General features: G+C 59.3%; 10 protein-coding genes. 6 read left to right on the top strand and 4 right to left on the bottom strand.

Features of this window, described 5'->3' with window-relative positions; translation table 11 throughout:
* Positions 1-26: 26 nt before the first annotated feature.
* Both F2P67_RS11855 and F2P67_RS11860 read right to left on the bottom strand, forming a co-directional pair.
* On the bottom strand, positions 27-1,652 hold the full coding sequence (locus F2P67_RS11855; protein WP_166220518.1) for an ABC transporter substrate-binding protein: 1,626 nt from the start codon (positions 1,650-1,652) through the stop codon (positions 27-29).
* Positions 1,653-2,255: 603 nt separating this feature from the next.
* Positions 2,256-2,972, bottom strand: coding sequence for an SIMPL domain-containing protein (locus F2P67_RS11860; RefSeq protein ID WP_166220521.1), 717 nt, complete (start codon positions 2,970-2,972; stop codon positions 2,256-2,258).
* Positions 2,973-3,395: 423 nt separating this feature from the next.
* Here F2P67_RS11860 and F2P67_RS11865 point away from each other — a divergent pair, with 423 nt between their 5' ends.
* From F2P67_RS11865 to F2P67_RS11880, 4 genes are all read left to right on the top strand, one after another.
* The gene (locus F2P67_RS11865; protein ID WP_166220523.1) at positions 3,396-4,658 is read left to right on the top strand and encodes an ATP-binding protein; all 1,263 of its coding nucleotides are present in this window, start codon (positions 3,396-3,398) and stop codon (positions 4,656-4,658) included.
* On the top strand, positions 4,651-5,211 hold the full coding sequence (locus F2P67_RS11870; RefSeq protein WP_003221630.1) for a response regulator transcription factor: 561 nt from the start codon (positions 4,651-4,653) through the stop codon (positions 5,209-5,211). The genes F2P67_RS11865 and F2P67_RS11870 overlap by 8 nt, the downstream gene beginning before the upstream one ends.
* A gap of 96 nt (positions 5,212-5,307) precedes the next feature.
* On the top strand, positions 5,308-7,035 hold the full coding sequence (locus tag F2P67_RS11875) for an ABC transporter ATP-binding protein/permease (protein ID WP_166220525.1): 1,728 nt from the start codon (positions 5,308-5,310) through the stop codon (positions 7,033-7,035).
* A 130-nt stretch (positions 7,036-7,165) separates the two neighbouring features.
* Positions 7,166-7,915: a FadR/GntR family transcriptional regulator gene (locus F2P67_RS11880; RefSeq protein ID WP_178120921.1), complete on the top strand. Its 750-nt coding sequence runs from the start codon at positions 7,166-7,168 to the stop codon at positions 7,913-7,915.
* A gap of 142 nt (positions 7,916-8,057) precedes the next feature.
* Here the strand turns inward: F2P67_RS11880 and F2P67_RS11885 are convergent, their stop codons facing one another.
* On the bottom strand, positions 8,058-8,246 hold the full coding sequence (locus F2P67_RS11885) for a hypothetical protein (protein WP_166220529.1): 189 nt from the start codon (positions 8,244-8,246) through the stop codon (positions 8,058-8,060).
* Between the two features lie 2 nt (positions 8,247-8,248).
* Complete coding sequence (locus F2P67_RS11890; protein WP_166220531.1) at positions 8,249-9,574, bottom strand: phospholipase; 1,326 nt, start codon at positions 9,572-9,574, stop codon at positions 8,249-8,251.
* Between the two features lie 235 nt (positions 9,575-9,809).
* Here F2P67_RS11890 and kdgD point away from each other — a divergent pair, with 235 nt between their 5' ends.
* Both kdgD and F2P67_RS11900 read left to right on the top strand, forming a co-directional pair.
* Entirely contained in the window at positions 9,810-10,721 is a 912-nt protein-coding gene (gene kdgD, locus F2P67_RS11895) for a 5-dehydro-4-deoxyglucarate dehydratase (protein ID WP_166220533.1), read from the top strand.
* Between the two features lie 62 nt (positions 10,722-10,783).
* A complete protein-coding gene (locus tag F2P67_RS11900) occupies positions 10,784-12,229 on the top strand; it encodes an aldehyde dehydrogenase family protein (RefSeq protein ID WP_166220535.1) in 1,446 nt (481 codons plus the stop codon).
* Positions 12,230-12,262 lie beyond the last annotated feature (33 nt).

The following is a 12,262-nucleotide window of genomic DNA, read 5'->3' on the forward strand; positions in this document are numbered from 1 at the left end:
GCTGAAAACGTCGCCGCTGCTGTTTCTTACTTGCTGACGCTGACGCCGTAGAAGGAGTTCAAGCCAAATGGGCTGATCTTGAAATCCTGCACGTTGGCGCGCATGGGTTGATACACCGTCGAGTGAGCGATAGGTGTCATCGGGACTGCATCTTTGAGGACGTGTTGCGCCTGTTTGTACAGTTCGGTGCGCTTGGCCTGATCGGTAGTGCGCTTGGCTTCTTTCACGAGGCCGTCGAACTTCTTGTCACACCACTTGGAGAAGTTGTTGCCGCTGAGCGAGTCGCAACCGAACAGCACGTTCAGCCAGTTGTCCGGGTCACCGTTATCACCGCTCCAGCCAATGATCATGGCCTGGTTCTCGCCACCTTTGGAACGCTTGATGTATTCGCCCCATTCGTAGCTGGTGATCTTCACTTTCAAGCCGATCTTGGCCCAGTCGGACTGGAGCATTTCAGCCATCAGTTTGGCGTTCGGGTTGTACGGACGCTGAACCGGCATCGCCCACAGAACGATCTCGGTTCCTTCCTTGACGCCGGCTTCCTTGAGCAGCTGCTTGGCTTTCTCAGGATCGTACTTGGCGTCCTTGATGGTGGTGTCGTAAGACCACTGGGTCGGCGGCATGGCGTTGACGGCCAGTTGGCCAGCGCCCTGATAAACCGAGTCGATGATCTGCGGCTTGTTCACGGCCATGTCCAGCGCCTGACGTACGCGCAGATCAGCCAGCGGGTTCGGATCGTTGCTGCCCTTGACCTTGTCCATCACGTTGTAGGCGATGTAGCCCAGGTTGAAGCCGGCCTGGTCAGGCATCTTCAGCGCAGGATCGGCTTTCAGTGCCGCGAGGTCGGCCGGACGCGGGAACAGGGTGACCTGGCACTCGTTCTTTTTCAGCTTCTGAATACGCACCGACGGGTCGGTGGTGATGGCGAAGATCAGGTTGTCGATCTTCACGTCGGAAGGGTTCCAGTAGTCCTTGTTGCCGGTGTAACGGATATTGGAATCTTTCTGGTAGCTCTTGAACACGAACGGACCAGTGCCGACCGGCTTCTGGTTGATGTCGGCCGCCTTGCCTTCTTTCAGCAGCTGGGCTGCGTACTCGGCGGACTGAACAGATGCGAAGCTCATGGCCATGTTCTGGATGAACGCGGCGTCGACTTCTTTCAGGGTGAACTTGACGGTGTGGTCGTCGACTTTATCGATCTTGGTGATGTTGGTGTCCATCCCCATGTCGGTGAAGTACGGGAATTCGGTCGGGTACGCCTTACGGAACGGGTCATCCTTGTTGATCATGCGATTGAAGGTGAACAGCACGTCGTCGGCGTTGAACTCACGAGTCGGCTTGAAATACGGGGTGGTGTGGAACTTGACGCCTTCGCGCAGGTGGAAGGTGTAAGTCAGGCCATCATCGGAAATGTCCCACTTGGTCGCCAGCCCAGGAATCACGGCGGTGCCGCCGCGCTCGAACTGGGTCAGGCGGTTGAACATGGTTTCAGCTGAGGCGTCGAAGTCGGTTCCGGTGGTGTATTGGCCTGGGTCGAAACCGGCCGGGCTGCCTTCGGAGCAGAACACCAGGTTAGTCGCAGCGGATGCGAATGGTGCGGAGGCTAACAAGCCTGCGCCGACTAAAAACGGAATGACCGCGTGTTTAAGCATGTTGGCCTCATGATTTGTTGTCATTTTTTAATATTGAGGTACGACCTCGTGAGTCGTGCCTGCGGATACTTATGCAGGCGCCATACCCATTGCAAGATCCGAAGTGCGAGTGAGCGTTAAACGGTGGCACGTACGTACCTTAATGTCGCATCTGTATAACTTTTGACGCATTTGACCGTTTGCGGGTGGTTTTTACGGTGCAAACGAAGCCCCAAAACGGTGCATTGGTCACGTTTTGTGCGCTGGGGTGGGGCTTGGTGTTACTTATTTATACCGCTCTGGGGGATCGGGTTTGACGGGTTTTTCGGGGATTGCGGTGGGGGTTGGTTTTGGGCGGTGTTTGCGGGTGGTTTTACCTTGTGCAACTGGTGTTTCTTTTGGTGGCACCATTGGTTTTTTTGGCGGGGGGGGCTGGCCCCTTTCGCCTGGCGGCGACTTACTTTGGCAAACGCCGGAATGCCGGCCCAGCCCAAAGTAAGCAAAGGTCTTTACCCTGACGCTCGGCCCTCGCGAAGGCGTCAGATCATTCGCTACAAATTCCGAGTACAAAAAAACCGGCGATCATTCACGGATCGCCGGTTTTTTCATTGCGCTTGAATCAATTCACTGCATCAGCACTTCGATCGAGCCATCGGCGGTCATGCTGACCTGGCTGGTGCCTGCTTCGACTTCCGGGGTGACCGGGGCTGCGTCCATGGCTGCTGCTTTCATCATCATCGGGGCGCGCAGGTACGGTTGTGGATAACCGTTGCTGTTGAGATTCAGGTTGACGATTTTGTAGCCTTTACCGCCCAGTGCGTCGGTGGCCAGTTGCGCGCGGGCCTTGAAGGCGGTCACGGCTTCTTTCAGCAGTTTGTCTTCGCTGGCCTTGCGGGTCGGGTCGGCGATGGCGAAGTCCATGCCGCCCATTTTCAGGTCGGTCAGCAGTTCGCCGGTGAGTTTGGACAGGGCGGCGAAGTCGGGGCTTTCCAGGCGCAGTTCGGCGCGCTCGCGCCAACCGGTGATTTTCTGGCCCTTGGTGTCGTAGATCGGGTAGCTGTTGCGGCTGCCTTGGCGCAGGGTGATGTCTTTGACTTGCTTGGCCTGGGCCAGTGCCTTGTTCATGGTGGTGCTGACATCGGCGGCGAGTTTGGCCGGGTCAGTGTTTTGTTCTTCGGTGTAGAGGGTCACGATCATCAGGTCGCGGGCCACTTCCGTGCTGACTTCGGCGCGCAGGGAAATCTGGTTGTAGTGCAGCTCATCGGCGGCCAGGGCCGGAAGGCTGGCGACGCTGCCAACGGTCAGGGCGAGAAGGGCGGCGCTGCGGCGAAATGTGTGCATGAAGGCTCCTTGAATGATGCGCAGGTGCTGGTTCGGGCCTGCGTGAAACCATCAGACTCTAGCTTCTGCGATCCGGTTCGCCCAGTTACAACTTCTATACAGATAGCGAGGGCCGCTGTAGACCCTAAGCTCGAATGAGCTTTTGTGGCGAGGGGATTTATCCCCGTTGGGTGGCGAAGCCGCCCCAAATCATGCGCTCTCATTTAACCAGGCATGCCGCATCAGCCGGATTTGCGACTGCTTCGCATCCGAACGGGGATAAATCCCCTCGCCACAATTGGACTCAACTCATTGAGAAGTTGGGGTCGGCGTAGACGATTTTACTGTCTGCGCCATGTGGTCGTTTGCCGCACTTTCGCCTATCCGGCGCGTGGCTTGGTTATACTCCGTGCGATCCGCCTGGAGCGCTCATCAGGAGAGCTCATGCTCGCCCCCGTACAACTGACTTCCGCCACTCGCCAGAACCTCTGGCGGCTGACTTTCATCCGCACGCTGGTGCTGGCCGCGCAGGCCGGGTCCGTCGGTCTGGCCTACTGGCTGCAGTTGTTGCCGCTGCCCTGGGTACAACTGGCGATGACCCTCGGTTGCTCGATTCTGCTGTGCGTGTTCACCGCCGTGCGTTTGCGCACATCGTGGCCGGTGACCGAACTCGAGTACGCCTTGCAACTGGCTTGTGATCTGGTGATTCACAGTGCACTGCTGTATTTCTCCGGCGGCTCGACCAACCCCTTCGTTTCCTATTATCTGGTGCCGCTGACCATCGCCGCTGTGACACTGCCGTGGCGCTATTCGGTGATTCTGTCGGGCATTGCGCTGGCGCTGTACACCGTGATGTTGACGCGCTTCTATCCGCTGGAGACCCTGCCGGTCGCCCGCGAGAACCTGCAGATTTATGGCATGTGGCTGAGTTTCGCGCTGGCGGCAGCGGTCATCACGTTCTTCGCCGCGCGCATGGCTGAAGAGCTGCGCCGTCAGGAAGAGCTACGGGCGATCCGTCGTGAAGAAGGCCTGCGTGATCAACAGTTGCTCGCGGTGGCCACGCAAGCTGCCGGCGCTGCCCATGAACTCGGCACACCGTTGGCGACCATGAGCGTTTTGCTCAAGGAGATGCAGCAGGATCACCCCGATCCGATGCTGCAGGACGATCTCAAAGTGCTGCAGGATCAAGTCAAGCTGTGCAAGGAAACCTTGCAACAACTGGTACGTGCTGCCGAAGCCAATCGACGTCTGGCGGTTGAGATGCAGGACGTCACCGACTGGCTCGACGAAGCGCTCAACCGCTGGCACCTGATGCGTCCCGAGGCCAGTTACCGCTTTCACCGTTTGGGTCAGGGTACGGTGCCGCGCATGGCGCCGCCGCCGGATCTGACGCAGGCGCTGCTGAATCTGCTGAACAACGCCGCCGATGCCTGCCCGGAAAACCTGAAAGTGACGCTGGACTGGGACACGGAAACCGTGACCATCAGTATTCGTGACCACGGCGCCGGTGTGCCGCTGGCCATCGCCGAGCAGATCGGCAAACCGTTTTTTACCACCAAGGGCAAAGGTTTCGGCCTGGGCCTGTTTTTGAGCAAGGCCAGCGTGACACGTGCCGGCGGCTCAGTGAAACTCTATAGTCATGAGGAAGGCGGCACGCTCACCGAGCTGCGCCTGCCCCACGGCGCCCGAGGAGACCAACATGAGTGACGAAATCCAAGTCGAAGGCGAAGAACTGCCGCATTTGCTGCTGGTCGACGACGACGCAACCTTCACCCGCGTCATGGCCCGTGCCATGGCTCGCCGTGGTTTTCGCGTCAGCACCGCCGGTTCTGCCGAGGAAGGCCTGACCATCGCCCAGGCCGATCTGCCGGACTATGCCGCGCTCGACCTGAAAATGGACGGCGACTCCGGTCTGGTACTGCTGCCGAAGTTGCTGGAGCTGGACCCGGAAATGCGCGTGGTGATCCTCACCGGTTATTCGAGCATTGCCACGGCGGTCGAAGCGATCAAACGCGGCGCCTGCAACTACCTGTGCAAACCGGCCGATGCCGACGACGTGCTGGCCGCGCTGCTTTCCGAGCACGCCGACCTCGACAGCCTGGTGCCGGAAAACCCGATGTCGGTTGATCGCCTGCAGTGGGAACACATCCAGCGCGTGTTGACCGAGCACGAAGGCAACATCTCCGCCACAGCCCGCGCCCTGGGCATGCACCGCCGCACGCTGCAGCGCAAACTGCAGAAGCGCCCGGTTCGTCGCTGAACCTGCGCTGAACGACTATCGCCAGCCCTCGCGATAAAACGCACCGATCTACTATGATCGGTGCGTGTCTGTTGTTTTCTTTATCGAGCCTTATCCATGAATCAGAACGCTGAATATTCCGCGGTCAACGATGCTGTGCGCGGGCAGTTTTTTCGCAAGGTGTGGGCGATCATCACGCCGTACTGGCGCAGTGAAGAGAAGGGCAAGGCCTGGACGCTGCTGATTGCGGTGATCGCGCTCTCGCTGTTGAGCGTGGGCATCTCGGTGTGGTTCAACACTTGGTACAAGGATTTTTACAACGCGCTGCAAAAGAAGGACGAAGCGGCGTTCTGGCAATTGATTCTGTATTTCTGCGGCATCGCCGCCGTGGCGATTATCGGTGCGGTGTACAGGCTTTATCTGACGCAGATGCTGACGATCCGCTGGCGCGCCTGGCTCACCGAAAAGCATTTTTCCCGTTGGCTCGCCGACAAGAATTACTACCAGCTGGAGCAGGGCGGTTACACCGATAACCCGGACCAGCGGATTTCCGAAGACCTCAATAACTTCACCTCCAACACCCTTGAACTGGGGATCGGGCTGCTGCGCAATATCGTCAGTCTGGTGTCGTTCTCGATCATTCTCTGGGGCGTGTCGGGCAGCATCGAAGTCTTTGGCATCACCATTCCCGGCTACATGTTCTGGTGTGTGCTGGTGTATGCGGTGGTGGGCAGTTGGCTGACGCATTTGATCGGCCGTCGTCTGATCGGTCTGAACAACCAACAACAACGCTTCGAAGCCGACTTGCGTTTTTCCATGGTGCGGATTCGCGAAAATGCCGAAAGCATTGCGTTGTATAACGGCGAGCCAAACGAAAATCGTCGTTTGAGCGCTCGTTTTGGCAATGTCTGGCACAACTTCTGGGACATCATGAAGGTCTCCAAGCGCCTGACATTCTTCACCGCCGGTTACAGCCAGGCAGCCATCATTTTCCCGTTCATCGTCGCCTCGCCGCGTTACCTCGCCGGCAAGATCGAGCTGGGTGAACTCATGCAGATCAGCTCGGCATTCGGCAACGTTCAGGAGAGTTTCAGCTGGTTCATCAGTGCGTACCAGAGCCTCGCTTCCTGGCGCGCCACCTGTGATCGTCTGCTGAGTTTCCGTCAGGCCATGACCGACAACGAGCAGCGCGTGCCGGCCATCGATGTGCAGAATCAGGGCAGTGAATTGAAGGTGCACAACCTCGGCCTGGATCTGGCCGATGGGCGTCATCTGCTGACCAGTGCCGACATGACCGTCGAGCCGGGTGATCGCGTCATGCTCAGCGGTCGTTCCGGCAGCGGCAAGTCGACGTTGCTGCGGGCGATGGGGCATCTGTGGCCAGCGGGCCACGGCAACATCCGGTTGCCGGCGGCGCGTTACCTGTTCCTGCCGCAGAAACCCTATCTGCCAATCGGCACCCTGCGTGAGGCGTTGAGTTATCCACAACCGGGCGACACCTACGCGCCGGAACGTTATGCACAAGTGCTGGAAACCTGCCGCTTGCCGCATTTGGTCGCGCGACTGGACGAGGCCAATCACTGGCAACGCATGCTTTCTCCGGGCGAACAACAACGTTTGGCTTTTGCCCGCGCAATGCTTTACGCGCCGCAATGGCTGTACATGGACGAAGCGACGTCGGCGATGGACGAGGAAGACGAAGCGACGCTGTATCAGGCACTGATCGATCAGTTGCCGGGGTTGAGCATTGTCAGCGTCGGTCATCGCAGCAGCCTGAAACGTTTCCATCCACGGCATGTGCGAATCGACAGCGGGCATCTGGTGGAGCAGACCGTTACGGCGTGATCCTCTCAGTCCCAGTGTGGGGACGAGCTAGCCCGCTCCCACACTGGACGATTTGCACCGGAAAGTGATCGTACAACCCACCTGAGCTATGATGCGAGTCAAGCCGAATTTTCGAGACAAGATGCACACCATGGAAAACCTGATCGACACCCCGCGCCTCCCGCGCAAGCGCCGTAGCCTGGCCCAGGAACTGGTGACGGTGCTGAGCGAGCAGATCCGCGACGGTCTTCTCAAACGTGGCGACAAGTTGCCCACCGAGTCGGCCATCATGGAAGCCCATGGCGTCAGCCGCACCGTGGTGCGCGAAGCGATCTCCCGGTTGCAGGCGGCAGGGCAGGTGGAAACTCGCCATGGCATCGGCACCTTTGTCCTCGACACGCCGAGCCCGAGCGGTTTCCGTATCGACCCGGCCACCGTGGTCACCTTGCGTGACGTATTGGCGATTCTCGAATTACGCATCAGCCTTGAAGTCGAATCCGCCGGCCTCGCCGCGCAACGCCGCAGCCCCGAGCAACTGGCAACCATGCGCGCCGCCCTCGATGCTTTGAACGACAGCGTTGCCCACGCCAGCGATGCCGTGGCGTCGGACTTTGCCTTCCATCTGGAAATCGCCCTGTCCACCGGCAACCGCTACTTCACCGACATCATGACCCACCTGGGCACCAGCATCATTCCACGTACGCGGTTGAATTCGGCGCGGCTGGCCCATGACGATCAGCAGCACTACATGAATCGCCTGAGTCGCGAGCATGAGGAAATCTACGAAGCGATTGCCCGCCAGGACTCCGATGCGGCCCGTGCGGCCATGCGCCTGCACCTGACCAACAGCCGCGAACGGCTGCGTCAGGCGCATGAAGAGGCGCAAGCGCAGGGAGGGTGAGTGTGCGTTCGGTCTAATAGGTGCCTGACACGCCGCCATCGCTGGCAAACCAGCTCCGACTGTTGTCTCGGTAAAACACCCAATATGTGCACACCGAGAGTTCATTGTGGTTGTTGGCTAGTCAGCGATGAAATCAGCGAATTCAGCGCTTCACTATTGACCGATCTACCCTCACCGCCAGTTTCGCCCTAACGGAACTCACCGAAAACACCGCATGCCCCGTGTTATCCACAACCCCCCGCGCAATCGGTTTGCCATCCGCGAGCAACTCCAGTGGTGCACCGTGCAGTGACTGTCCTGAAGCCAGCTCCATTTTCAATTTGATCGTCATGTTCATGCTCCCTGGTTGACGTTGCCGCTTGGCTGATAGTTCTTGAGCAGCAGGTACGTGCTCCAGCCCCACCAGTCATCGACGGTTGCGGTGTCGTTGAGGTTGTTCACGTCCTTGCGTCGCAGCACTTTGCTGCCCTCGAGCCGGAACAGCGGTGAGAAGTTGTTGGCGAGGTTGAGTACCGCCGTCAGATCCGGTGTTCGTTGCAGTGCTGCGAAAGTGGACGGGGTGGGTACTGTGCCGCTGAGGTAGGCGGCGAACACTTCATCCGCCGAGGCTTGCACGGCTTCGGTCACTTGCTGGCGATTGTCGGCGTCGCTCGCTTCGAAGTAGCGCTTGTCGCCGTAGGCTCGCCATTGATCGTCACGTGCGTTGCGTACCTTGAGGCCGAATTTGCTGTCCTCGTCGTGCATGAAGCGGGTAATCAGTGAACCCAGATCACTCGGGGTCACCACCGCTGCCAGTTGCTTGCGCGGTACACGCAGGTGGCCGGAGGAGAACAGGTCGGTGAGGAAGTGATCGGCAAACGCGTTCATCGCGTAGGCCCGTTCCAGCTGCTGTTCATCGTGACTGGCCTGCGCGGCAGCGGCGGTTTGCAGGGCGGCGATGTGGCCGGCGATGTAAGCCAGTCTTGCCCACTCGCCAAAGTGGTCTGCGTTGTTAGCGGCGAGTTTCAGGTAGCGGCCGAGGGGGAACAGTGCCGAGACGAAACTGCCGCCGCCGGTGATTTTGTTCCAGTCTTCCGACAACGTATCTCCCAGCTCGTCATAAACCTCATGAGGGGGCTTGCCGTCCTTGATCGCTTGTTTGACAGCATTGATTTCCTTTTGCATGACCGCGAGGATCTGCGTCGCTTCCGCCCGGGAGGCGGGTGTCACGGCCAAGGAATCGAACGCGGCGTTAAAGCGTTGCAGGCGATCCGCCGGTGTCGCGCCTTCATTGATCGGGCGGTCAACGATGCCGTAAAAATCGCCACCCAGCGCCAGCACCTGGCCGTAAGTGAGCGCGAGGCCGTTGGGCAGATGCAGTGGGACGTTTTGCGCGAGAACCGGTTCGGCGTTTTCCACAAAATGCAAAAGCGTGTTATCGCCGATGGCCGTGTGTTCGCCGCCCTCGAAGCGTAGTTGCGGTTTGCCCTTCAGGGCAACAGTCGGGCGGGCAGTGACGGACTCGACATCGCTGTGTGAATCGGCGATGTGCAGCATCAGATGAGGGTTGTCGGCACTGAAGGCGATGCCGGACTCGGTAAAAAGATCATCGAAACGGGCGACGACCGGTTGGGCGTTTTTCCGTGGTTTTGGCTGGCGTTCAGCAGGGGTACCGGACATTTCTATCTCCTTGATATGTCGTAGGCAGGTTTTTATTTAACTGTATGTATATACAGTTAAATTGAGCCTAGTCGAGAAATCTCCTACGTCAAAAAGAAATCCTGTCCGACAAAAAATGCCCCCCAGCGATGAAATGCAGTTGACGGTTATCTTTTAAGTTGTACGATGACCTACAACTTCGGCGAAGGCTGAACGGTCCAATCACAAAAAACGTTGCTACCAGGGTGTTCGAATAATGAATCCACAAGAACTGAAGTCCATCCTCTCTGCCGGCCTGCTGTCCTTCCCGGTGACCGATTTCAACGCGCAGGGCGATTTTAACCGCGCGGGCTACATCAAGCGTCTGGAGTGGCTGGCCCCGTATGGTGCTTCGGCCCTGTTCGCAGCCGGCGGCACCGGTGAATTCTTCTCCTTGGCCGCCAGCGAATACTCGGAAATCATCAAGACCGCCGTCGACACCTGCGCCAAGAGCGTGCCGATTCTCGCCGGCGTGGGTGGCTCCACCCGTCAGGCCATCGAATACGCACAGGAAGCCGAGCGTCTGGGCGCCAAAGGTCTGCTGCTGCTGCCGCACTACCTGACCGAAGCGAGTCAGGACGGCGTTGCCGCTCACGTTGAAGCGGTGTGTAAATCGGTCAACATCGGTGTGGTGGTCTACAACCGCAACGTCTGCCGCCTGACCGCGCCGCTGCTGGAACGTCTGGCCGAGCGCTGCCCGAACCTGATCGGCTACAAGGACGGTCTGGGCGATATCGAACTGATGGTGTCGATCCGTCGTCGTCTCGGCGATCGCTTCAGCTACCTGGGTGGTTTGCCGACCGCCGAAGTTTACGCCGCCGCCTACAAGGCGCTGGGTGTGCCGGTTTACTCCTCGGCGGTGTTCAACTTCATCCCGAAAACCGCGATGGATTTCTACCACGCCATCGCCCGCGAAGATCACGCCACTGTCGGCAAGATCATCGATGACTTCTTCCTGCCGTACCTGGACATCCGCAACCGCAAGTCCGGCTATGCCGTGAGCATCGTCAAGGCTGGCGCCAAGATCGCCGGTTATGACGCAGGTCCCGTGCGTGCACCGCTGACCGACCTGACTGGCGAAGAGTACGAAATGCTCGCCGCCCTGATCGACAAGCAAGGCGCGCAATAACACCCGAGCAAACCGAGGCCGCTGAGCAATCAGCGGCTTTTGCGTAGAGAGGAGAAATTTCTGTGGCTGATTCAAAGCGTTTCGACAACTACATCAACGGTGAGTGGGTCGCCGGTGCCGATTACTCGGCCAACATCAACCCGTCCGAGCTGAGCGACAACATTGGCGACTACGCCAAGGCTGATCTGACTCAAGTCCACGCCGCCATCGACGCCGCTCGCGCGGCGTTCCCGGCCTGGTCGACCTCGGGCATTCAGGCCCGTCACGATTCGCTGGATAAAGTCGGCACGGAAATCCTCGCTCGCCGCGAAGAACTCGGCACCCTGTTGGCCCGGGAGGAGGGCAAGACCCTGCCTGAAGCCATCGGTGAAGTGACCCGCGCCGGCAACATCTTCAAATTTTTCGCCGGTGAATGCCTGCGTTTGTCCGGCGACTACGTACCGTCGGTGCGTCCGGGCGTCAACGTTGAAGTCACCCGCGAAGCGCTGGGTGTGGTCGGTCTGATCACTCCGTGGAACTTCCCGATTGCCATCCCGGCGTGGAAAATTGCACCCGCACTGGCCTACGGTAACTGCGTGGTGCTCAAGCCTGCGGATCTGGTGCCGGGCTGCGCCTGGGCGCTGGCGGAAATCATTTCCCGCGCAGGCTTCCCGGCCGGCGTGTTCAACCTGGTGATGGGCAGCGGTCGTGTGGTTGGCGATGCACTGGTGCAGAGCCCGAAAGTCGACGGCATCAGCTTCACCGGCTCGGTCGGCGTTGGCCGGCAGATCGCGGTCAACTGTGTTTCGCGCCAGGCCAAGGTTCAGCTGGAGATGGGCGGCAAGAACCCGCAGATCATTCTCGACGACGCCGACCTCAAGCAAGCGGTCGAGCTGTCGGTGCAGAGTGCGTTCTACTCCACCGGCCAGCGTTGCACCGCGTCGAGCCGCTTGATCGTCACTGCCGGGATCCACGACAAGTTCGTCGAAGCCATGGCCGAGCGCATGAAGTCGATCAAGGTCGGCCACGCACTGAAATCCGGCACCGACATCGGTCCAGTGGTTTCCCAGGCGCAGCTTGAACAGGACATGAAGTACATCGACATCGGTCAATCCGAAGGTGCACGTCTGGTCAGCGGCGGTGGTCTGGTGACTTGCGATACCGAGGGCTACTTCCTCGCGCCAACGCTGTTTGCCGACAGCGAGGCATCCATGCGCATCAGCCGCGAAGAGATCTTCGGCCCGGTGGCCAACATCGTTCGCGTGGCTGATTACGACGCGGCGCTGGCGATGGCCAACGACACCGAATTCGGTCTGTCGGCGGGCATCGCGACCACGTCGCTGAAGTACGCCAACCACTTCAAGCGCCACTCCCAGGCCGGGATGGTGATGGTCAACCTGCCGACCGCCGGTGTCGATTACCACGTTCCGTTCGGTGGCCGTAAGGGTTCATCCTATGGATCACGTGAGCAAGGCCGCTATGCGCAAGAGTTCTACACGGTCGTGAAGACCAGCTACATCGGTTCCTGATCCACGCACTACCTGTGGGAGCTGGCGCGCCAG

The sequence above is a fragment of the Pseudomonas atagonensis genome (genome assembly GCF_011369485.1).
GTDB lineage: Bacteria > Pseudomonadota > Gammaproteobacteria > Pseudomonadales > Pseudomonadaceae > Aquipseudomonas > Aquipseudomonas atagonensis.